A 22,492-nucleotide genomic window follows, 5' to 3' on the forward strand; every position below is an offset into this window, starting at 1 on the left:
GACTAGGCTTCCAGCGAAAGCCGAGGCTTAGCTTGCAGTCCCAACTTGGGCTGCCACTGGAATCGTTCCGCAGGCCAAAACAGATCAATCAGCACCGTCAGCGGCGCGATCGCAAACAGCGCCCAGAACACTGCCGAGGAAAGGAAGAAATAGTTGCGTAATACAAAAGTCAGACTTGCGATCGCACCGGCCCAAACTAAGCGACCTGTCCGCGCATTGGGAATCGAACGCGGGTCAGTGATCATAAAAAACGCGAACAAGAGCAGCGATCCGCTCATCAGCCGATGTGCCCACACGTCCCACGTCCAGCCCAGCCAGAGATTTCGCACCCCTTCCAGCAGGGCATACATGCCCAAAAACGCAAACGTGGTGTCCCAGCGACCGACGCGCTTCAACACCAACCCGCCTGCACCCAGGAAAATCAAGCCGTACCACAGCTCCTCGCCCCACTGTCCCGGCGACACCCATGCATCCTGGGTCAGCAGCATGGCGGCAATGATGCCGAAGTTGGCCGGATTGAATACATGCTTATCGCGATGGCGAACTAGAAACTTACTTGCGATCGCAAGGCACCCCGCCAGCATCATCGTCGGATAGTGATCCACCCGCAGCAGCAGGCTGAGGCTCAGCGACGTAATCAGCGGACTGCGCCAGTTCAACACAAATCCAGGCGGCAAAAAGCCAAAGCGCCATGTTCTAGTGTTCTCTGTATCGGTAGGTGACTCGGTAGGTGACAGGGAACTGCGCCAGTGTGACCAGTAGCCAAGCACCAGCGATATGACGGTTTGGACGACAAGACAGGTTGCGATCGCAGTTGCCACCATGTCCCAGCGCAGCGACCAATCGCGCATCGCAATACCAAGTAATAAAAATAACGATAAAAAGCTTATTTGATAGTCGCGGGCATCCCGCAACGCCAGTTTGGGAATTTTCAGCATAGGATTCTTACTCAACTCAACGGCGTAATCCAGAATCGAGTGATAACGGCTACATCAATCGATTCCGTATTAAATTAGTGCCAGTATGACCTGAGCTATGCAGTCTGCCGGGTATCGTTACGAGTTCCGTAACGTACAAAATGTATCGTTTCGTATATCGTCGATACAGGTTTCGTAGGGGCAGGTTTTGGTGACCAACTGTGACTTTGACCGACAACTGATCGGCTAAACCTGCCCCTACAGGTGGAACTATGATTTAGCGGCTAAACCTGTTCCTACAGGTGGAACTACGATTTAGGGACAAAATTTTCAGGCTGCATGTGCATCGGATAGCCCTGCATCACCTTGGCATCGGGATACTGATAGGTCAGCGCCTTGCTGTTATATTTCTTCAACCCAATCAGCGACTCCACCATCTTCACCCCAGCCGCCACTGCGTCAATAAACGGAATTCCCAGCCGCTGCTCCAGCTCGTGATCTAAACCCGCCATCCCCGCACAGCCCAGACAAAAGGCTTCCACTCGGTCAGTTGCGATCGCATTTTTCGCCTCAATTTCTAGCGCATCAATCGTCGCAGCTCGTGCCGTTTCCGTCTCCGTCACCGGAATCCCCGTCGTCCGAATCGACACGCAGCGATGGGCAAACCCGGTTTTATGAATCGTTTTTTCAATCATGTCCAGCGTGCGGTGCTGCGTCGTAATCACCCCCCACCGGGCCGCCACCATATTCGCCACATACATACTGGCCTCGGCAATACCGACCACAGGCTTATGAGTGATTTCCCGCGCCGCTTCCACGCCCGGATCGCCCCAGCAGGCAATCACAAAGCCGTCTACCTGATCGCGAGTTTCAATCACCCGCTCCAAAATGCCGGGAATCGCCAAATACTCGTCATAGTAGCTCTCAATCGACTGCGGGCCGGATTGCGGCTGAGACGTCATCACTTCGGTCGTCACCGACTTCGCCAACTGAGCCGACTCATCAATTCCCCGCGTCATCAACTCAAACGTATTGCCATTAATCGCGTGAATTCGCATCTTGGGAGCCAGATTACCGTTAGTCGCATCAAATCCCATCTCATGTCCTCAACCAAAGTGAAGCGCAACGAATTCTGATTATAGGTAGAAGACGGCTCTGGCACTGTTTTGTTGAAACAGTACGGCAGATTTTGGTAATCAGACTTTTCAATGCCATAGCAGACGTTGTTTCAGGGCGAATGGCCATTGCCCCTACTGTGCCTGGATTTGAGGCTGTAGTGTTTGCACAAATCGCTCTGGATCAGCCGGAGTTACGACAATCGTGCGATCGCGAAATCGGAGGATAACAGACTGCTTAAAATCAGTTGCATACACCTGATACTTGGCCAGCTTACGGTTGCGGAAATGACCCGTAAAGCCGAATAGACCACCGTTGCCCCAAGTGCGAATCGACTGATCCATCGCAGTTGGATCGATTTCGACCGACGTAAGCTGATCAAGTGCGATCGCAGATTTCCAGCCCAACCGCTGCACATAGAGCGTTTCATTCGCCACCTGATACCCCTGAACGCTGAAGATTGCTGTTCCCAGTAAAATTGCTAGCGGCATGACAATCATCGATGCAATCCAAATCAAGCTGCTACGCGGGCCAGAGAACAAGCCAATCAGCGGAATGCCAATCAAAATCACGCAGCCCAACGTTGTCATTAGGATTAGCACGTTGCCCCACGGTGCTTTGAAAACTGCATCTGTTGTTTCTGCGGCCATTGCCATACCTCCGCCACCTTGGTCGAGACATTTACGTAGTTCAACGTTTAAACGTTTTCAGAAACTGCGATCGCATCTAGCTTAGGATCGTGGAGTAAATCTCGCGGGGCGCTCAAATTCCTATCCCCGCCGCAAGCGGACGGGGCATTACGGAATTTGCCCTTCGGGACGCACTCCCGCGCTACCACTAACGTGGCAAGCCACGGGGAATTAGACCCACAGAGATTAAATAAGATGTAATTTTACCGTCTGTATTTGTAAGCTAGAGCAATAGAAGATGAAGCAGAACCTGAATGCAACCCTACCCTGCGCCAATTGAAGCTCAAATGCAACGCTATTATCAATCGTTGTCTGAGAAGGATCGTCGTCGCTATGCCGCCATTGAAGCGATCAAACTCGGATATGGTGGGCAAGCCTATATCCGAGAGTTGTTCGGATGCCATCATGCAACCCTAGCGTTGGGACTGGCAGAACTGGATGATGAACCTGCTCTCAAACGGGAACGGATTCGTCAAGTGGGAGGTGGACGGAAGTCAGCATTTGAGACCATTGAAGGGCTAGATGCGTCATTTCTGCAGGTGTTGGAGCAACACACGGCGGGTTCACCCATGGATGAGACGGTGAAGTGGACTAATCTCAAGCGCCATGAGATTGTGGCCTTGCTGAAAGAGGACGGAATTGACGTGAGTGTGACGGTGGTCGATCAGTTGTTGGAGCGGCACAACTTTCGTAAACGCAAAGCGGTGAAAAGACTGGCAACTGGGGAGAGTGAACATCGCAATGAACAATTTGAGCGGATTGAGCAGTTGAAAGGCACCTATCAAGCTGCTGGCAATCCCGTCATGAGTATGGACATAAAAAAAGAGAATTAATTGGCAAGTTGTATCGAGCGGGGCAACTGTACACTCAAGAGCAGGGAGTCGAAGTGTTTGACCATGATTGGGCAACGCTCGCAGAAGGCGTCGCTATTCCCCACGGACTGTACGACTTGAGCGATAATATTGGCTACATCCAGATCGGCACGAGTCATGATACCAGTGAGTTTGCCTGCGAATCGATTCGCTACTGGTGGAACACCTATGGCAAAGCACGCTATCCCCTAGCTGGCTCGATTTTGCTGCTTTGCGATGGTGGGGGCAGTAACAGTTCTCGCTACTACATCTTTAAGCAAGACTTGCAAGCATTGGTCAACGAGTTAGGGATTGAAATTCGCATTGCTCACTATCCCCCCTATACCTCCAAGTACAATCCAATTGAACACCGCTTGTTTCCTCACGTCTCAAGCAGGTGTCAAGGGGTAATTTTTGAGAGTGTCCAGATGGTAAAAGAGCTGATGGAAAAGGCAACCACTCGCACAGGTCTCAAGGTCTTTACGACGATTCGGGTATGTCAAATAGATTGTGTCAAAGGTAAAAACTCAAGTTGGAAAGCGATCGCTGAATTCAATCGCGAAGCGGTTGAGAGCGGGTTTCCAGTCGCGAATGGGCATGGTCCACTTTTTGGCAATATTTTGAATTGCCAAGTAGATAACTTTTAGGGCAGATTCATCGGTTGGAAAAGCTCGGTGGTTTTTAATCACCTTTCTAAGAGTCATATTCATCGATTCAATCGCATTGGTCGTATAGATTGCTTTACGAATCTCCGGTGAAAAAGCAAAGAAGGGAATAATCCGCTGCCAATGATGAAGCCAAGACCTGCTAATGGTTGGATATTGCTGGTCCCACTGCTCGGCAAACTCAACTAAGCGCTGCTCTGCTTCAGTCTCAGTGCTGGCCGTGTAAATCAGCTTGAGGTCTGCTGCAACCGCCTTACGGTCTTTGTAGGACACATAGCGGAGTGAATTTCGTACCATGTGAACAATGCACAACTGCACCTGGGTTTGAGCAAAGACCGCTTCAATGGCATCGGGAAAGCCAGTGAGGCCATCACAGCAAGCGATGAAGATGTCTTTGAGACCCCTATTTTGCAGCTCTGTGAGCACTTGAAGCCAAAATTTGGCAGACTCGTTCTGGGTCATCGGGATTGTAAATTAGATTGTGTCAAAGGTCAGAGATGAGATCTAATGAACTATTGAACCTAAGAGACTCGTACTATGACTTTTCGACCTGAACTCCTGGATGAATTGCTTAAAGGCTATCAGAATCCCGAAGACCTGCTGGGGGATGGAGGGATTCTTAAGCAGCTCACGGCGGCTTTGGTGGAACGCTGCTTGAATGCGGAAATGAAAACCCATCTGGACGAGCAACAGGCGGAGCCTGAAAGCGACGTCAAGCCAACTCGTAACCGCCGCAACGGCCACAGCAAGAAGACCATCAAAGGGGAGTTTGGAGAAGCTCAAATCAATGTTCCCCGTGACCGCAACAGTGAGTTTGAACCCATCATCGTCAAGAAGGGGCAGACCCGCTTCGAGGGCTTTGATGACAAGATCTTGTCCCTCTATGCCAGGGGCATGAGTACCCGTGACATTCAGGCTCAACTGCAAGACCTGTATGGCGTTGAGGTCTCAGCCGGGCTGATCTCGAACGTCACGGATGCGGTTGAAACGGAGCGTAAAATTTGGCAAAATCGCGCGCTCGACCCGGTTTATCCCATCGTCTATTTTGATGCCATCGTGGTCAAAGTCAGACAAGACGGGCGGGTGATCAACAAAGCGATTCACTTGGCGCTTGGGGTTAACTTGTCTGGCACCAAAGAACTCTTGGGGATGTGGATGACCCAGAACGAGTCTGCCAAATTTTGGCTTCAAGTGCTCACAGAGCTGCAAAATAGGGGTCTCAAAGACATCTTCATCGCTTGCTGTGATGGCCTCACTGGCTTTCCCGATGCCATTGAAGCGGTCTTTGCTCAAACCCAGGTGCAGTTGTGCATTGTTCACATGGTACGAAATTCACTCCGCTATGTGTCCTACAAAGACCGTAAGGCGGTTGCAGCAGACCTCAAGCTGATTTACACGGCCAGCACTGAGACTGAAGCAGAGCAGCGCTTAGTTGAGTTTGCCGAGCAGTGGGACCAGCAATATCCAACCATTAGCAGGTCTTGGCTTCATCATTGGCAGCGGATTATTCCCTTCTTTGCTTTTTCACCGGAGATTCGTAAAGCAATCTATACGACCAATGCGATTGAATCGATGAATATGACTCTTAGAAAGGTGATTAAAAACCACCGAGCTTTTCCAACCGATGAATCTGCCCTAAAAGTTATCTACTTGGCAATTCAAAATATTGCCAAAAAGTGGACCATGCCCATTCGCGACTGGAAACCCGCTCTCAACCGCTTCGCGATTGAATTCAGCGATCGCTTTCCAACTTGAGTTTTTACCTTTGACACAATCTATTTGACATACCCGGGTCATCCACATCCCCAAGAGTTCTTTGGTGCCAGACAAGTTAACCCCAAGCGCCAAGTGAATCGCTTTGTTGATCACCCGCCCGTCTTGTCTGACTTTGACCACGATGGCATCAAAATAGACGATGGGATAAACCGGGTCGAGCGCGCGATTTTGCCAAATTTTACGCTCCGTTTCAACCGCATCCGTGACGTTCGAGATCAGCCCGGCTGAGACCTCAACGCCATACAGGTCTTGCAGTTGAGCCTGAATGTCACGGGTACTCATGCCCCTGGCATAGAGGGACAAGATCTTGTCATCAAAGCCCTCGAAGCGGGTCTGCCCCTTCTTGACGATGATGGGTTCAAACTCACTGTTGCGGTCACGGGGAACATTGATTTGAGCTTCTCCAAACTCCCCTTTGATGGTCTTCTTGCTGTGGCCGTTGCGGCGGTTACGAGTTGGCTTGACGTCGCTTTCAGGCTCCGCCTGTTGCTCGTCCAGATGGGTTTTCATTTCCGCATTCAAGCAGCGTTCCACCAAAGCCGCCGTGAGCTGCTTAAGAATCCCTCCATCCCCCAGCAGGTCTTCGGGATTCTGATAGCCTTTAAGCAATTCATCCAGGAGTTCAGGTCGAAAAGTCATAGTACGAGTCTCTTAGGTTCAATAGTTCATTAGATCTCATCTCTGACCTTTGACACAATCTAATTTACAATCCCGACGATTCTCGATAAAACGTATCACAAGGGTCGTAAAGTTGCTGAGGACTTCAAAGCCAACATGAAGATTGTCTTCGACGAGCTTCTGCCGCAATGGAATTACACAGCAAAACCAGAATTACAGGTTATTTAATTCACAATCCTTAGGATTCAAACAATTTATATTCACTTGTAAATAAGAATTGAGAACCTTAAAAATTACTCACTTTTAGCGATAAATAGCCTCAGTCACTGAATAATGAAAGACTATTTAAGGCATCTTTACTTAACATTTCTTCGCAAAGATCTCACCTGAGCGTCTATCTTCATGCTTCAGCATAACGAAAGCCAGGTAATAAGCGATACACTTAATCTCTGCAATAAATTCCGTAACTTTTCCCTGTTTGCTTTCTGTTAACAACATGCAATCGACTGTGCATTTTCCCCAGGCTCGCCTTTCTACTGGAGTGGATGGGCTTGATCGTGTGCTGCGGGGTGGACTTTTACCCCAAAAATCATATCTACTACGTGGTGAACCAGGCAGCGGCAAAACAACGCTGGGGCTACACTTCCTCGCCTGTGGGTTGGCAGACAATTCATCCTCAATCTACATCACTCTGGGTGAGTCAGCCTCTCAGCTTCAGCACAGTGCTCAGTTGCTTGGTATTCACTCGGATCGGCTGCATTTTCTAGATTTAAGCCCGACTACTGACGTGTTTACTCAGCAGCAAAGCTACGACATTTTTTCTCCGTCTGAAGTGGAACGGAGTCCAATTACGAAGTCGATTTTAGATGCGATCGCAACTGTTCAGCCCCAGCGGGTCGTAATCGATTCCATGACTCAGTTTCGCTACCTATCTGTTGATCCGTTTCAGTTTCGTCAGCAGAGTATTGCCTTGCTGCGATATTTAACTGGCCAAGGTGCAACCGTTCTTTTCACGTCGGAAGCGAGTATTGAAGCGCCCGATGAAGACCTACAGTTCATCAGCGACGGCATTTTGCAGCTCATCGCCACCACCACCCAGCACACGATTCAAGTTCTTAAGTTTCGCGGCTCCAGCTTCATCAGCGGCAAGCACTCCATTCGCCTCAGTGACGAGGGGATGACGGTATTCCCAAAACTGGAGTTCAAAAAAGAAGAAAAAGCCAAATTTGAAGTTGAGTCTGTCCCATCCGGCATTCCTGAAATGGATGAATTGCTTAACGGCGGTCTCGAACGCGGTACCATCAGCCTGATTACGGGGCCGAGCGGCGTGGGTAAATCAACACTGGGACTACAGTTTGCCAAAGAGTCCGCCGGACGGGGCGAACGCACGGTCGTTTATCTATTCGAAGAAGCCAAAGAAACCTTGGTTCAGCGCTGCGAATCGGTCAATACAGCAATCTCAAACAGGACATGAACAGTAACCATACATGAAGGCTTTCTCAAAGATGAAGGTTTGCAGATGAGTCGCCAGATAAAAGAGGAGTTTGACCGAGCGAAAGGAGTGGCACAAGCGGGCAAATTTACGACTAAATCGCTTGGCCTGTAACCAAACATCTTCGACCGGATTTTGCTCGGGTGCATTAGGCGCAAGCTGAATGCAAGTGAGTTTCCAGTGCTGCTCTCGAGTACCATGATTCTGTTGACTCAGGTAGTTGCGAACCACCTTGGAACGGTGGTAGCTGGCTCCATCCCAGATGATGAAAAAGCGAGTGGACTCATCATACTGAGATTGAAGATACTTCAGAAAGGCCACGGTATTGTGCTGATTGCCTGCCTCATACTCATGAATAACAAAGCTCTTGCTCAAATAGTCCAAGGCTCCATAGTAGGTCTGCCGCTCTCGAATGGAGGCAATGGGGATGTCCACTCGCTGATTGCGCCGACTCCATCCATATCCACGGAGGTCTCCCCAGAGCAGATGGCACTCATCGAGAAACATCACTCGCACCTGCCCACTGGCAATCTCGGCTCGCCACTGGACCAGCAACTGTTGAATCTCGGCTTTTTTGCCTCGACTTTGGCCTCCTCTTGGCCCGGATGCACCGAGTGGGATTTCTTCCAGCTAAACCCTGCGTCTTTGAGCAGTTGGGTATAGCTTTGGGCTGAGCGATAGAGCACTCCATAGCGCTCTTCAATCTGCTCAACAAGCTCCTCTAGTGTCCACCAGTTTTTCTGCTGCAACCACTCAAAGATGTCCTGTTTCTGCTCGGCGCTTAAATAGCCTTGGGTGCCCCAGTAGTGGGATTTCAGTCCCTCGACTCCTCGCTCTTCATAGCGCTGGTGACTCGCACTAATAAATCCCAGAGAAACCTGTAGGATATCTCGGATCGCCCGATAGCTTTGACCTCTCTGGTGCAGTTGCACGGCCAAGGCGCGTTTCAGTTCTTGGGCAGAGGGATTACTTTGGATAAATTCTTCCAGGGAGGTCATGGCTGATTTACTTCGGTGAGGATAACTCTTTATTCTATTCTCCCTCGTTCATTACCTATTTGTGATTGCTGTATCCCGGTTAAAGCCATGCTCAGACAGGGAACTCTATCTATTGTCGAGCTAGAGCCACTCAACTTTAGCCCCGATGAATTTGTTAATCTCATTCGTACCGAAGTGGAGGAAAAAGGCAGCAAAATTGTCATGATTGACAGCATTTCTGGCTACCGCATTTCCTTCGCTGATATTGAAGAGAACCTCCTACAGCATCTACACCGCATGGCTCAATACCTGCGCACTCGTGGTGTAACAACTCTACTAATCAACGAAGTGGAATCAATTACAGGTGATTTTCGAGCCACAGAAGTGGGAATCTCCTACCTCGTAGACAACATCGTATTCCTGCGATTTTTAGAAATCAAAGGTGAAATGCGCAAAGCTATTGGTGTGCTCAAGAAACGCCTGAGTGACTTTGAAAAAACATTACGGGAAATTGAAATTACTCGCTACGGCATCAAGGTTGGTAAGCCACTGACTCAGTTGCGAGGCATTCTAACAGGAGTGCCAGATTTCATCGACTCAGGTGATAAAGAGAAACATGTCTAAGATTTGGTTGCATTTAGCTAATCCGGCCAACCTCAGTTTGCTGCACAATTTTCTTCAGCAACATCACCAGGTTTATCCCCTTAGTACCCCAAATGAAATACCCCGCCGCAAGCGGACGGGGTATCAGAATCAAAAAAGAGCAAGTTGATTATCCCGATGCAATTTGAGGTAATCTTTGCCTTGGGCTTGAACATATTTGGCGATCATTCCTTCATCCCCGTGGCGGCCTACTGTACTCGCAAAATATCCATCACTCCAAAACTCGCCTCCCCAAAGTTTCTGCTTCACTTGAGGGCATCGTTTGAAGACTTCTCGTGCAGTTAAACTTTTCAGCATCGTTACCAGTTTGGTCACACTATAGGTCGGCACGGACTGCACTAGAAAATGGACATGGTCTTTGTCCACTCCAATTTCGACAAACTTCACCTCGTAGCGTTTCTCGATTTCGAGGCAGACCTCTCGCAGAACCGCATCTACTTGCTCATCAAACACAACCCGTCGATACTTTGCTGGAAACACTAAGTGGTATAGCAAAACTGTTACGTTATGACTCTTGTGGATGTACTCACTCATTCTTAGATCTTACGCCGCAGAGCGGCGGGGAATGGACCCCAAGAGATTCAAGATGCCCAAGATTGCGATCTCTATATTCTAGATTGGTCAACCTTTAACCAGTTAAAAACAACCCTTCAAAGCTATCGCAGTCAAGCAAAATCGGTTTTTTTACCCGTGTTGCTATTGGCGCACGATGCCGAAATGCTGCGGGCGTTAGAAGGTCTGTCGTCGTTAGTTGATGAGGTATTACCTATTCCCGTCAAAAAATGGGAAGCCCTCTTACGGGTCAATACACTGTTACGCATGCGAAAGCTATCTGTTAATCTCAAACAAACTTGCGATCGCGAACATGAAATGGCAGATCATCTCCTACAGCTTAATCAAGAACTGCTGGAACTGAATCATCAGCTAGAGCGGATGGCGCATCTCGACGGGTTAACTCAAGTTGCAAATCGGTTTGCCTTCGATCAAAGCTTGCACAATGAATGGCAGCGTCTCAGCCGCGAACAACTGCCGCTATCGCTGATTCTGTGCGATGTTGATTATTTCAAAGCCTATAACGACAACTACGGTCATCCCGCTGGCGATAAGTGCTTACAAGAAGTCGCACAAGTTTTAATGGAATCAGTTAGACGTCCTGCCGACTTTGTGGCTCGCTACGGCGGAGAAGAATTTGCCATCTTGCTACCAAACACCGACCTAGATGGCGCAGTTCAAATTACTAGGATTATTGCCCAGAATTTGAGGAATAAACAAATCCCTCATACTCAATCCAGCACAAGCGATATGGTAACGCTGAGCTACGGAATAGCCAGTTTTATTCCCCATCACCAAAAAGATTCCAGGATCTTAATTCAATCTGCCGACCAAGCGCTCTATCAAGCCAAACGGCAGGGACGCAACCAATATCACGTGCAAGCTTATTGCGAACCAAATCAGTGGAACATGGTGATGCACAGCTCTAGTCATTCACCTGAATTGTCATCCTAGTCACAGCTTATATTGACTCCTAAAGCACTAAATGATGTGTTGTGCAACATACGCACAATATGTGTTTCACAACACATCCCAAAGTCAAGTTGAGCAAACCATCACCATTTATCGTGTTAGAAATCGAACGCGCAAATTGTCGCGAGGGCGTGGCGTGGGAACTGTTACCAAACTTAGATCCTGATCGGGCAGCAATTGCCAGTCGTAGTTTTGAGCGAGTAGAGCCGCAAAAATTTTCATTTCTAAGCGAGCAAATTCCTTACCCAAACATTCGCGAATACCGCCACCGAAGGGAACATAGCCATACTTTTGCCGATCCTCCGCCCGCTCTGGGCTAAAGCGATCGGGGTCAAACTGTTCTGGATTTTCGTACAGCTCAGGTTCGTAGTGGGTTAAGCCAATCTGATAGAGCACCGTCCAGCCAGCGGGGATTTTGTAGCCTTCAAACTCACAGTCTTTCAACACCCGTCGGAAGCCACCACCCACAGGCGGCGTAAACCGCAGCACTTCTTTTAGCACTTGCTCCAGATAGGTCATTTGCTTCAGCGTATCCAGGGTTAGGGGCTGATCCTTGAACTGGTCTTGCTCGGCTCGAATTCGATTCAGGATATCTGGATGGAGGGCGGTTTGTAAGCAGAAGGTTGCGATCGCAGATGTTAATGTCTCATGCCCGGCAAACAGCAGCAGCAACACCTGATCTTTCAGTTCTTCAGCGCTGAGCCGAGTACCGTCTTCATCTTCAGCTTGAACCAGTAAATCGAGTGCGTCCTGTGCTTTAGCGATCTGCTCATCTGTAGATAAACCAGTGGACTGAGCAAAATGTGCCTGTCTCTGCCGAACAATGGTTTCGATTTCATTGAGTAGCTGGCGGCGAGCCTGCTTCGCCTTGCCGAACCGCGTCCACGGCAGGTTGAGCGGAATCGAAAACAGTCCCTCACACCAGGTTTCAAACACATGACCCAGTGATGTCTGAGAACCATTGTTCAGCCCAACCAGTAGTTTGCAGGCTACATCCAGCGTGTAATTCCGCAATTCTGGATACCAGGTAACCGTTCCCTGGCTCAGCCAACGCTGACAGTAAGCTGTCGTAACCTCAGTCATGGCATCGACATAAGTTGAGAGCGCTCGTGGCATGAACGCTTGTGCCAACAGCTTGCGCCGAGTTTGGTGAGTGCCACCCGTTTGCAGCGCCAGCGACAGTTCACCCAGTAGCACTGACGTGCTGGGCGGCCAGCTTACCTGAAAGTATTCATTTTCATGAGTCAGCACAAACCGATTGGCCTCTGCTCCCCGAATAAAAATGGTTGGACTACCCAGCAGCTTAGTTTTAAAGGCGCTGCTCTGGTACTTTTGAAAGCGCTTCTTGGCGAAATTCGAATCACCAAAGAAATCGAGCGTTTCGCCTAAGAAGGGCAAACCCATCTCGCCAGGAGGCAGCTCAGCCTGAGACTGTGAAGGATTTGGCTGCGGTTGGTTCGAATCAGGAGTTTCGGTAACAGTCACGGTGTCGATATGAACCCTATGGTTGCTTCAATAACCTACCGTTGGTCAATAAGCTTAGCTAACGACGAAATTCACTAACTTACCCGGCACCACAATCACCTTGCGGATTGTCTTGCCTTCAATATAGCGCTGCGCCACTTCTGATTCGCGAGCATAGGTTTCCAGGTCATCCTTACCGGAATCGGCAGGCACCTCAATTGTGCCCCGCGTTTTACCCATGATTTGAATCACCAGCGTGATCTCATCCGCCACGAGAGCTTCGGGATCATAGGTCGGCCAACTTGCATGGTGAATCGAATCCGAGTGTCCCAGCAGTTGCCACAGTTCCTCGGCAATATGCGGCGCAAAGGGAGCTAGCAGCAGCAAGAGGGTTTGAATGCCCTCAGCGTAAATCGGAGCGTCAGCGGCCTTGAAATCCGACAGCGCATTGCTCAGCTTCATCAGCTCAGAAACTGCCGTATTGAACTGGTAGTCGCCCTCTAAATCCTCGGTGACTTCCTTGATCGCCGTATGAATCGCCCGCCGCAGGGTTTTCTCATCTTTAGATAAGCCCTCGGCATTTTGCTCCTGAAGCTGCACCAAAGCCGGAATCTGCGCTAGATACTCCTGCTGCTGAGCCGCAAATTCGCTCACCAACCGCCAAACGCGATTGAGGAAGCGATACTGCCCCTCCACATCCGCGTCATCCCACTCCAAATCCTTCTCTGGCGGAGCCTTAAACAGAATGAACATACGAGCGGTATCTGCGCCGTATTTCTCCAGCACCAGCGCCGGATCGATGCCGTTGTACTTCGACTTCGACATCTTCTCGTAGAAGACCTCCAGCGGATCGCCCGTGGCCGGATCTTTCGGGTCGTCGGCATTCACCTCAGCGGGCGGAATATACTTGCCCGTCTTCGGATTCTTGTACGTTAAACCCTGCACCATGCCCTGCGTCAGCAGCCGCTTAAACGGCTCGTCTACGCTGAGCAAGTTGCGATCGCGCAAAAACTTGGTAAAGAAACGCGAGTAGAGCAGGTGTAAAATCGCGTGCTCAATCCCGCCCACGTACTGATCGACCGCCATCCAGTCATTAGTCTTAGCAGGATTAAATACCTCACTCTCATTCCCGGCATCGGGATAGCGCAGGAAATACCAGGACGAGTCAATAAACGTGTCCATCGTGTCAGTTTCCCGCTTGGCAGGTTCGCCACAGGAAGGACACTTGACGTTAATCCAGTCATCCAACTGGGCCAATGGCGATGGGCCACGCCCCGAAAACTGAACGTCCTCCGGCAGTTGCACCGGAAGCTGATCATCCGGAACGGGCACCGCACCACAGCTCGGACAGTGAATAATTGGAATCGGTGCGCCCCAGTAGCGCTGACGAGAGATTAGCCAGTCCCGCAAACGGAAGTTGACCTGCTGCTCGCCTTTGCCCTCTTTTTCGAGATATGCGATCGCAGTTTCGACGCTTTCGCCTTCGCCCTTACCAGCGGTCACGCCATCCAAGGGGCCAGAGTTGACCATCACACCCTCACCGGGCCAAGCCTGGGTCATGGTGTCGCCATCCAGAGTCTGATCAGCAGGTTGCACCACCGCTTTTACAGGCAAGTCAAACTTGCGGGCAAATTCAAAGTCCCGCTGGTCATGGGCTGGTACTGCCATAATCGCACCCGTACCGTAGCCCATGAGGACGTAATCCGCAATCCAGATAGGAATTTTCTCACCATTGACGGGATTCACGGCGTAACGGCCTGTCCACACGCCAGTTTTCTCGCGATCTTCGGCAGTCCGATCAATTTCGCTTTTGCCAGCGGCTTCTTCCTGATATGCCTCGACCGTTGCTTTCTGCTCGGCTGTCGTCAACTGTTCGACCAGTGGATGCTCCGGCGACATTACCATAAACGTCGCACCCCAGAGCGTATCCGGGCGCGTCGTGAAGACGGGCAGCTCATCACCCGCTTCGGTTTTGAAGACGACCCGTGCCCCGGTAGACTTGCCAATCCAGTTTTCCTGCATCAGCTTCACCCGTTCCGGCCAGCCATCTAGGGTTTGCAAGTCGTCCAAAAGCTGCTCGGCGTAGTCGGTAATCTTGAGGAACCACTGGCGCAGCATTTTACGCTCCACTTTCGCGCCAGAGCGCCAGGAATAACCCTCGCTATCCACCTGCTCGTTTGCCAGTACGGTTTGATCAATGGGATCCCAGTTGACGGCAGATTCTTTTTGGTAGGCTAAACCCGCTTTAAAAAACTCCAGGAAAATCCACTGCGTCCAGCGGTAATAGTCCGGCGAACAGGTAGCGACTTCCTTCGACCAGTCAATCGAGAAGCCCAACTGCTGAAGCTGTTCCCGCATCTGATCAATGTTTTGATATGTCCATTTGGCCGGATGAACACCCCGATCAATGGCTGCGTTCTCAGCAGGTAAACCAAAGGCATCCCAACCCATCGGATGCAGCACCCGATAGCCCTTCATTCGCTGCACGCGGGCAATCACGTCCGTGATCGTGTAGTTGCGGACGTGCCCCATGTGTAGTTTGCCAGACGGATAGGGAAACATCGACAGCGCATAAAATTTGGGCTTATCGCTGTTCTCAGGGGTTTGATCAATGCCCTGTTCGGCCCAATGCTGTTGCCACTTTTGCTCAATATTGGCGGGGTTATATCGAGACTCCACGCGCAGAATGCTCCTACTTCTCAATCGGCTGGGAATACAACTATAGCGTTGATCGATAACGCTGATAGATCGCTGACAGCCCATGTACCGTGAAACGGCAAACGGCTGATTTTATCGGCAATCTGATCAACCTCAATTGTAATCGTTCATGCGTAATTGCAAACTCTAGGTGACATGCCACTCCTGGGATCTGCGATCGCAACAACCATCACACATAACATTAATACCCAGCGAAGATTAGACGGCTCCGCGCAAATTTTACTCACCCGCTCCCTTAACCCGCTTCCTTAAAATGTCGGGTCGTGCTGATAGTCCCAACACGAATCGTCTTGCCACAGACGTCCGCTTCTTTCACAGCTTGCTTGATCAGATTCAAAGGGAACAATTGTCGGGGCAGCCGGAGCAGTAAACCAGTTTGGAAGATGATGCGTTGCCAGCAGCCCCAGCGTGAGCAGAAGTGGACTGCTGGCTAGCAGGATGCCAGCAAAGACCAATGTATTAGCCTTCGTCCAGATGGGATGCTTAGTGCGCTCTTGTCGGCGACGATAGATTGACCGCAGTTCTCGTCCAGCTAAAACAACCAGATAAAACCGCGATCGCACTCCCGGAAATGTCAATCGAATATTGACAGTATGCGGTCGCGATTGTAAGGCTTGCTGCAACGCTTCTAGCTGCTTGATGTTAAACGTAGCCGCTATCTTTGGATCCATTCTTAACAGCAGTTGATCTGTAACAGAGGGTTGCGCTGACGATCGTTTAATCGAATATTTCATGTTCTCTCCTGAAAAAGATATAGCCATTCAGTTACGCCAAAATAGTCAAATAGCTATATGACTAAAATAACAATGGTGATAACCAAACTCCATCCGCTGAATCACTGACCGCAAAAAAATGAGCAATAATATTCTTAATAATTGCCGCTATTTTTATAGCCATTTAAATCAGCTAAATCAATTGATTTACTGCCCTAAATCTGATACAGAATCCGCTCAAAAAGCAGACTGAACCGCTGTGCAAAAGCCAGGTATAGCTCGACTTTTACACAGCAGTAATTTAGATTATTTCTACTTAATCTCTTCTTGTTTATAGCCATCGCTGCTTCGGCTGAGAAATTTAAGAAATCCAATGTTTAAACGTTTGAACGTTTTCGGATTTTTCCAATGTCCTAATCAACGTAGCTACTGCTATAGATTCAACATGAGAGCTAACGGAAAGTCGTTTTTATATCAAATTAATAACAAAAGAATAACGACTCACTGCAGAGGGTTTATATCAATCACTCCCAACGGCGAGGCTGGCTAAGGAAGTGAACCATGTTTTGCTGAGACAACGGTTTAGCGAAATAGTAGCCCTGGCCATACTCACACTGGAGGCGTTTGAGAATACCAACCTGGGCCTGACTCTCCACACCCTCCGCCACAATTTCCATACCAAGATTGTGACCTAGCGAGATAATCGTTTGGACAATTTCGTGATTTTCATTGTCTTCTTCCATACGGCTGATAAAAGACTGATCAATTTTCAGCGTATCCATTGGAAATCGATGTAGATAGCTCAGGGAAGAATATCCCGTGCCAAAGTCATCAATGCTCAGTTTAAAGTTAAGGGCTTTTAGGCTCAGCATTAAATCAATGGCTGCTTCCACATCACTCATCACCATGCTTTCTGTAATTTCAATCCGGATATATTCGCCGCTAATGCCAACTTCTTCTAGAATTCGGCCTAACTGTCCGGCTAAATCTGCATGGGTAAACTGCCGACCAGATAAGTTAATGCTCATAGAGAGCGTCGGATAGTGAGGAAACTGCTTTTGCCATTTATAAATTTGTTGGCACGCTTCCCGGAAAATCCACTCGCCCAAGGGCACAATTAATCCCGTTTCTTCCGCCACTGGAATAAATGCACCGGGTGACACAAAGCCCCGCTGGTGGTGACGCCATCGTGCAAGTGCCTCAAAACCTGAAATGACTCCAGACTCTAAATGAATAATCGGCTGATAGTGCAGCGAAAATTCCTGATGCTGTAGCCCCTGCCGCAGATCGCTTTCCATCTGGAGGCGGTCGATTACTTCAGTGAGCATACCCGCCGCAAACACCTCGTGTCGGGCCTTACCGAGGGCTTTCGCTCGATACATCGCTGTATGGGCATCTCGCAAAAAGTTCTCGGGGCGATGGGCATATCCCTGTTGGGCGAGGGCAATACCAATACTGACGGAGGTAGATACTTCCCGATTATCAAGTGAAAAGGGGGCACTGAGCTGCTGCTGCAAATCGTCAGCAAAATCCGATACTTCAGTCCCTGCATGATAGGGAAACAAAATTGCGAACTCATCTCCGCCAACGCGAGCAAGCTGGGCGGCAGAGGGCAGCAACGACTGAATTCGATGCACAATTCGGTTCAGGAACTGAGTTCCTACATCCTGCCCCACACTTTCACTGATAATTTTAAACCGCTCCAAATTCAAAAACATTACGGCAACCGACTGATCTTTTTTACGCCGTTGGGAGCGATTCAAGAACTTTTGGACGCGGCGGATGAACTCGTCTCGGTTGGGCAATCCGGTTGTCCAATCACGGGAGGTACTGTAGGACAACCGATAGCTGATGACTAAAATGCCGCTGGCCAGAAGCGTCACAATCGGTGTGATCAGCGGAATCCAAAGATTGAAGTTAAAGCTCAACCAGCCAACTCCCAGAATAACGCATAGACTCGCGGCACCTGCGATCGCAAGCCAGCGCGGATTATGTACCCACCAACCAATAATGCCGCCAGCCACAGCACAGGCCCACAGCCACAGCCACTCTCCCCAGTACGGCCAAAAGGCGAAAAGGGACTGCTGACCCTCAACCGTAGAGAGAACCTGGCTAATCATCTGGGCATGGACAAACACACCCGGCATTTCGCTCCGCTGATAGGTGGTGTAAGGCGTTGGGAACAAATCCTTCAAGCTGGGAGCCGTCACGCCGATCAGCACGATTTTGCCTTCAATCCAAGCCGGATCGTAGCGGCCAGTCAGCACATCAGTCACGCTAATTTGACGCGCGACCTGATTGCGATCGCGATAGTTTGCCATCACCTGGTAGCCGCTGGCATCCGCTTTCGCATATCCGCCTGCATAGTTTGGCAATCGCGGAAATGGCACGTCGTTGATATAGATCGCCTGCTGATCAAAACGAAATAACTGTTCCGCCCCTGGAGGTGACCCCGCAGTCTGCTGACTGGCCAAATAAGCCAAACTCACCCGCAGACCAAACGAAAAGAAATCCTGATTAGCGGTTGGGACGAATAACAAATTGCGGCGCACAATACCGCTCTGATCCAGCACCAAATCGTTAAATCCAATTCGCTGTTCTGGAACAGTCGGCGGCGGTTCAACAGCTGCAACCTCAGATCCCCCCACATTGGTAATCGCAATTAAATTATCGGCCTGTAGCTGCTGCCGGAGTTGGTCGTTGCCGGGCGGATGAGGCACATTGCGATAGATATCAAGGCCCACAACGGCAGGCTGATGGCTTTGTAGCGTCGCCAGCACATCAGCTAAAACCTGATCATTCAGCGGCCACTGCTCCTGAATCGCCAAATCTTCTTCTGTAATGCCAACCACCAGCAGACGCGGATCAATACCGTCATCCTGCTGCAGCCACGTCATCGTGTCGTAGGCATAAAACTCGGATGGTTCAAAAATGCCAAACAACTCAGCTGTTCCACCAACGACAGCCGTGATTGCAATGCTGGACAGCAACACAGAACGTGCGCCCAGTTTCGCCATCGGCCTCCTCATCAAGGAGGTGCGATCGCAATTCGGCCAGGTTGTTTTAATAGTCCGGCGAATTCGCTGTACAAAAGTAGCAATCACGACAGTTCGTTGAATGAAATACTAGCAATCACAATGATATGTTGAACAAAGTACAGAGCCTATTTCCTGAAATCACGCCGAATTCACCACACTTAATAAATAAGATCAGACTGATATCAAGTTGGCTAATGAAGTATAAATTTGATCAGGTTTAATCGTCATTTGTTCAATGGTTATTGGGCAGAACAATGCTTCTGTTTTCCAGTATTTACAGCATAGCTTCAGCCCGCTCGGGACACTTTCTCAAGATATATGACCGAAATTGAGAGAAATCGTATTTAGCTATTCTGCCAAACTGCTTTGTCAAGTTGAGTAGATGCCAGCAATTAAACTTAAACAGACCCAATCGGGGGATGCCCCTGAGGGGCATCCCCCGATTGGGTTAAACTTATTGACACCAACCTACTGCATGACATTAAGCTCAATTAATGGCAGCAAAATCATATCAATTGCTTAGGTTAGAGATTGAGACTTCCCACAATAAAACTCTATGCTTAACATGAATTTGATTGACAAGGTTGAATTTTTGATGGGGAAAATCCGCTAACTCACCTTAAACTAAGGATAATGATGGCGTTTCAACCAGATGACCTAATAACTTGTCATATAACTTGTCATGTAAAAAAGAGATTCAGATTCGGATTCGGGTCGAATTACTCCCAATCTTGTACCAAAACCCAAAGCGACTGTTTGGTCGCCGCAGCGCGACGGTACAGTGAATCTTCTAGGGTATTGATTGGCAAGGTACAAGATATGGAGATTAACGATTTTTGAGACGCAGCCCTGAATTGCCGATGCGCTGATTCATTCTTCAGCATGCCCATAATTTTTGACTTGATATCACGTTCACCTTACTTTCTGTCTGGATCACTGCAGCAGGCAAGCACGAAGATTTTTGTATTAACCCCCAACAGGTGAGTTGCTGCTGATTACAGCAGCAACTCACCTGTTGGGGGATTTCCCATACGATGACTCAATCAGCTACTGAATCAGCCCAGCCTGCTCCAGAAATTCCCGTGCTACAGCCGCAGGTTCCCGTTGATTGCCGCTGACCTCATAGTTGAGCTGCTGCATCGTTTTATCCGTCAGTTGAGGTGCGATCGCATTTAAAGCCTCAGCCAGCGTCGGATAAGCGTCTAGAATTTCCTGGCGCACCACCGGAGCAATCTGATAGGGCGGGAACAGATTTTGATCATCGGCCAAAACGACTAAATCATAGGCAGCAATTTCGCCATCGGTGCCAAACGCCACAGCCACATCGGCTTCTCCATCCACCAAAGCGGTATAGCGTAATCCAGGATCAACAGCCTTATAGGCTTTTAATGCAAAATCTCCATAGGCCGACTTCAAACCAGGCAAGCCATCCTCCCGCACTTCAAACTCCGGTGGGCCAACCATTGTCAATTGATCCGCTTTGGCCGCCATCTCTGAAATAGTCGCGATCCCCAAGCTTTCTGACTGTTCTCGCGTCATGGCCAGCGCCTGGGTATTATTCATCGGCGCAGGCTCCAGCCAAACCAGATTAAATTGCTCCTGATATTGCTCAGCAACGGTTTGATACACAGCTGCTGGATCACTATTGGCCGGCTGCTTGAGCACAGTTAATAACCCCGTGCCCGTGTATTCGGGATACAGATCAATCTCGCCGCTAGTCAACGCGGCTTGTGCCACTGGCGTGCCGCCTAAATTCAGCTTACGTTCTACGGGCAAACCGCTATTTTCCAACACCAAGGCGTACATTTCGCCAATAATAAACTGCTCGGTAAAATCCTTTGAGCCAACTCGAATCGTCGGATTTTGGTTGGTTGACGCACTGTTATTACAGGCAACGACTGCTACTGTTGCCACCATTGCCAAGCAAAGCATGACAACAAACCGCCACATTGACCGGACACGCACCATACAATCACCTTTATTTTGAGGTCTGTTCTGAGGTATATCCATTGGCTGACGCTGTTCAACCGCCAGCCAAATAAACTTAACGTTTGATAACGCAGCTGTTACCACCATAAGCTCACTCAAAACCGGGAGAGGCCCCCTGCCAAGGTACTTCCCAGTTTTAGGTCAGTCTATAAATCCCAGCCTCGACAAACCGATTATCGGTTTGCCTGTTATCCTGAGCTACAGCCTGTCTATACTAAGCGTATTGCGCGTGATGCCTTTTGGCCCAGCCGTCTCATTCTCTTACCCATGCGGTTTAGTATCGTTATCACCACCTACAACCGGGTTGACTTGCTGAAGCGAGCCATTGCTTCTGCCCTTTCGCAGACGATTTCCTGTGAAGTGGTGGTGGTGGATGACTGCTCGTCAGACGGCACGGAGGACTATGTGCGCAGCTTGGGCAATCAGGTGGTTTACCATCGCAACGCTAAGAATTTAGGACATTCTAAATCAGTCAACCTCGGTGTCCAGCTAGCCAGCGGGGATTGGGTTAAACCCTTCGATGATGATGATTACATCGCACCCAATTGCATTGAGTGGATGCAAACTGCGATCGCACGTTGTCCAAACCCTGTCCTCTGTTCTTGCCAAGCCGCTCAGGTTGATCTCAACGAAAAGATCCTCAGCCGCACGATTAGAGCAGGCTCCGGCAAAGTTTTTTATATTCCGCAATCCGATGTCCACTTCGCCATGCTGCTGGAGCGAGTGCCGCTTGGCACTCCCATCCAAGTCGCGTTTCAGCGTGAAGCCTTTCTCAAAACGGGCGGCTGGAATCCTGACTTTGACGTCAACTCCGATGACTCCGACTCTTGGATTCGCATTGCTCAACATGGTGATGTCATTTTCATCAATGAATGTTTGGCCTATCGCACCATCTGGCCGGGGGCCTATAACTATCGCGTCTCAATTCGCGATCGCTTGAGAACAAACCTGCTGGTCAAAGAGCGTATTTACCCACTCGTGCAGTCCAAGTATCAAACTGTCACGCCGTCTCATGCCGACATTGCCGCTTATCTATCGCTCCACTGGGGCCTGGTCGCCTGCAAACACCACAAGTTTCCAGATGGCCTACAGCTCATTTTGCCCAACCTTTTCAACATTACCGCTTGGCGAATTCTCTACCAAGCGATCCAATTTCGCCATCATCAAACCCCCCATCCTCTGATTGAAACCTGTGTTGTCATAGAAGACAATGTTCTGCCGTCCCAAGCAGCCATTCAGTCCCCCATCATTGAACCCTCTTCTCACTGAGTTACCAGAGCCG

Annotated in this window: 16 protein-coding genes and 3 pseudogenes; 6 read left to right on the forward strand and 13 right to left on the reverse strand. The window is 49.5% G+C overall.

Annotation, left to right across the window (positions count from 1 at the left end):
• Positions 1-2: 2 nt before the first annotated feature.
• The 3 genes from AC286M_RS22755 to AC286M_RS22765 form a co-directional block, all read right to left on the reverse strand.
• Complete coding sequence (locus AC286M_RS22755; RefSeq protein WP_488206566.1) at positions 3-938, reverse strand: RnfABCDGE type electron transport complex subunit D; 936 nt, start codon at positions 936-938, stop codon at positions 3-5.
• A 287-nt stretch (positions 939-1,225) separates the two neighbouring features.
• Positions 1,226-2,014 (reverse strand): aspartate/glutamate racemase family protein, encoded by a 789-nt coding sequence (locus AC286M_RS22760; protein ID WP_488206567.1) that lies wholly within the window; start codon positions 2,012-2,014, stop codon positions 1,226-1,228.
• 153 nt (positions 2,015-2,167) lie between these two features.
• Positions 2,168-2,683 (reverse strand): PH domain-containing protein, encoded by a 516-nt coding sequence (locus tag AC286M_RS22765; RefSeq protein ID WP_488206568.1) that lies wholly within the window; start codon positions 2,681-2,683, stop codon positions 2,168-2,170.
• Between the two features lie 608 nt (positions 2,684-3,291).
• Between AC286M_RS22765 and AC286M_RS22770 the strand changes: the two are divergent.
• A pseudogene (locus AC286M_RS22770) lies at positions 3,292-4,220 on the forward strand (ISAzo13 family transposase).
• Here the strand turns inward: AC286M_RS22770 and AC286M_RS22775 are convergent.
• Positions 4,101-4,700: pseudogene (locus AC286M_RS22775) on the reverse strand (IS256 family transposase); the annotation flags it as partial. The pseudogenes AC286M_RS22770 and AC286M_RS22775 sit on opposite strands and share 120 nt — an antisense overlap.
• A gap of 75 nt (positions 4,701-4,775) precedes the next feature.
• On the opposite strand from AC286M_RS22775, the gene AC286M_RS22780 reads away from it, so the two are divergent.
• Complete coding sequence (locus AC286M_RS22780) at positions 4,776-5,993, forward strand: IS256 family transposase (protein WP_488202914.1); 1,218 nt, start codon at positions 4,776-4,778, stop codon at positions 5,991-5,993.
• Between the two features lie 33 nt (positions 5,994-6,026).
• On the opposite strand, the pseudogene AC286M_RS22785 reads toward AC286M_RS22780, so the two are convergent.
• Positions 6,027-6,653: pseudogene (locus AC286M_RS22785) on the reverse strand (IS256 family transposase); the annotation flags it as partial.
• A gap of 475 nt (positions 6,654-7,128) precedes the next feature.
• On the opposite strand from AC286M_RS22785, the gene AC286M_RS22790 reads away from it, so the two are divergent.
• Entirely contained in the window at positions 7,129-8,106 is a 978-nt protein-coding gene (locus AC286M_RS22790; protein ID WP_488206569.1) for an ATPase domain-containing protein, read from the forward strand.
• Here the strand turns inward: AC286M_RS22790 and AC286M_RS22795 are convergent.
• The gene (locus tag AC286M_RS22795; RefSeq protein ID WP_488203438.1) at positions 8,092-8,679 is read right to left on the reverse strand and encodes a transposase; all 588 of its coding nucleotides are present in this window, start codon (positions 8,677-8,679) and stop codon (positions 8,092-8,094) included. The genes AC286M_RS22790 and AC286M_RS22795 overlap by 15 nt on opposite strands.
• Positions 8,631-9,122 (reverse strand): helix-turn-helix domain-containing protein, encoded by a 492-nt coding sequence (locus tag AC286M_RS22800; protein ID WP_488203817.1) that lies wholly within the window; start codon positions 9,120-9,122, stop codon positions 8,631-8,633. Before AC286M_RS22800 ends, AC286M_RS22795 begins: the two co-directional genes overlap by 49 nt.
• An 87-nt stretch (positions 9,123-9,209) precedes the next feature.
• Between AC286M_RS22800 and AC286M_RS22805 the strand changes: the two genes are divergently transcribed.
• A complete protein-coding gene (locus AC286M_RS22805) occupies positions 9,210-9,725 on the forward strand; it encodes an ATPase domain-containing protein (RefSeq protein ID WP_488206570.1) in 516 nt (171 codons plus the stop codon).
• A 129-nt stretch (positions 9,726-9,854) separates the two neighbouring features.
• Here the strand turns inward: AC286M_RS22805 and tnpA are convergent, their stop codons facing one another.
• A complete protein-coding gene (gene tnpA, locus AC286M_RS22810; protein ID WP_488202591.1) occupies positions 9,855-10,298 on the reverse strand; it encodes an IS200/IS605 family transposase in 444 nt (147 codons plus the stop codon).
• A gap of 156 nt (positions 10,299-10,454) precedes the next feature.
• Here tnpA and AC286M_RS22815 point away from each other — a divergent pair, with 156 nt between their 5' ends.
• Positions 10,455-11,270, forward strand: a complete 816-nt coding sequence (locus tag AC286M_RS22815; protein WP_488206571.1) for a diguanylate cyclase — start codon at positions 10,455-10,457, stop codon at positions 11,268-11,270.
• Between the two features lie 108 nt (positions 11,271-11,378).
• Here AC286M_RS22815 and AC286M_RS22820 read toward each other — a convergent pair whose 3' ends face one another.
• The 5 genes from AC286M_RS22820 to AC286M_RS22840 all read right to left on the reverse strand — a co-directional run bounded on the left by AC286M_RS22820 (position 11,379) and on the right by AC286M_RS22840 (position 21,189).
• Positions 11,379-12,773 (reverse strand): cytochrome P450, encoded by a 1,395-nt coding sequence (locus AC286M_RS22820; protein WP_488206572.1) that lies wholly within the window; start codon positions 12,771-12,773, stop codon positions 11,379-11,381.
• Positions 12,774-12,827: 54 nt separating this feature from the next.
• Positions 12,828-15,431 (reverse strand): leucine--tRNA ligase, encoded by a 2,604-nt coding sequence (gene leuS / locus AC286M_RS22825; protein WP_488206573.1) that lies wholly within the window; start codon positions 15,429-15,431, stop codon positions 12,828-12,830.
• Between the two features lie 287 nt (positions 15,432-15,718).
• Positions 15,719-16,141, reverse strand: coding sequence for a hypothetical protein (locus AC286M_RS22830; protein WP_488206574.1), 423 nt, complete (start codon positions 16,139-16,141; stop codon positions 15,719-15,721).
• Positions 16,142-16,707: 566 nt separating this feature from the next.
• Positions 16,708-19,287 carry an EAL domain-containing protein gene (locus tag AC286M_RS22835; protein WP_488206575.1) on the reverse strand — a complete coding sequence of 860 codons (2,580 nt, stop codon included), beginning with the start codon at positions 19,285-19,287 and terminating at the stop codon, positions 16,708-16,710.
• A gap of 981 nt (positions 19,288-20,268) precedes the next feature.
• A complete protein-coding gene (locus AC286M_RS22840) occupies positions 20,269-21,189 on the reverse strand; it encodes a glycine betaine ABC transporter substrate-binding protein (protein ID WP_488206576.1) in 921 nt (306 codons plus the stop codon).
• Positions 21,190-21,477: 288 nt separating this feature from the next.
• On the opposite strand from AC286M_RS22840, the gene AC286M_RS22845 reads away from it, so the two are divergent.
• Entirely contained in the window at positions 21,478-22,479 is a 1,002-nt protein-coding gene (locus AC286M_RS22845) for a glycosyltransferase family 2 protein (protein ID WP_488206577.1), read from the forward strand.
• Positions 22,480-22,492 lie beyond the last annotated feature (13 nt).

This window comes from Thainema salinarum CENA647 (assembly GCF_057732415.1).

Excerpts from the sequence above, each read along its gene's own strand:
- AC286M_RS22755 (WP_488206566.1), bottom strand. The coding sequence starts at position 938 with ATGCTGAAAATTCCCAAACTGGCGTTGCGGGATGCCCGCGACTATCAA.
- AC286M_RS22760 (WP_488206567.1), bottom strand. The coding sequence starts at position 2,014 with ATGGGATTTGATGCGACTAACGGTAATCTGGCTCCCAAGATGCGAATT.
- AC286M_RS22765 (WP_488206568.1), bottom strand. The coding sequence starts at position 2,683 with ATGGCCGCAGAAACAACAGATGCAGTTTTCAAAGCACCGTGGGGCAAC.
- AC286M_RS22780 (WP_488202914.1), top strand. The coding sequence starts at position 4,776 with ATGACTTTTCGACCTGAACTCCTGGATGAATTGCTTAAAGGCTATCAG.
- AC286M_RS22790 (WP_488206569.1), top strand. The coding sequence starts at position 7,129 with ATGCAATCGACTGTGCATTTTCCCCAGGCTCGCCTTTCTACTGGAGTG.
- AC286M_RS22800 (WP_488203817.1), bottom strand. The coding sequence starts at position 9,122 with ATGACCTCCCTGGAAGAATTTATCCAAAGTAATCCCTCTGCCCAAGAA.
- AC286M_RS22805 (WP_488206570.1), top strand. The coding sequence starts at position 9,210 with ATGCTCAGACAGGGAACTCTATCTATTGTCGAGCTAGAGCCACTCAAC.
- tnpA (WP_488202591.1), bottom strand. The coding sequence starts at position 10,298 with ATGAGTGAGTACATCCACAAGAGTCATAACGTAACAGTTTTGCTATAC.
- AC286M_RS22830 (WP_488206574.1), bottom strand. The coding sequence starts at position 16,141 with ATGGATCCAAAGATAGCGGCTACGTTTAACATCAAGCAGCTAGAAGCG.
- AC286M_RS22840 (WP_488206576.1), bottom strand. The coding sequence starts at position 21,189 with ATGGTGCGTGTCCGGTCAATGTGGCGGTTTGTTGTCATGCTTTGCTTG.
- AC286M_RS22845 (WP_488206577.1), top strand. The coding sequence starts at position 21,478 with ATGCGGTTTAGTATCGTTATCACCACCTACAACCGGGTTGACTTGCTG.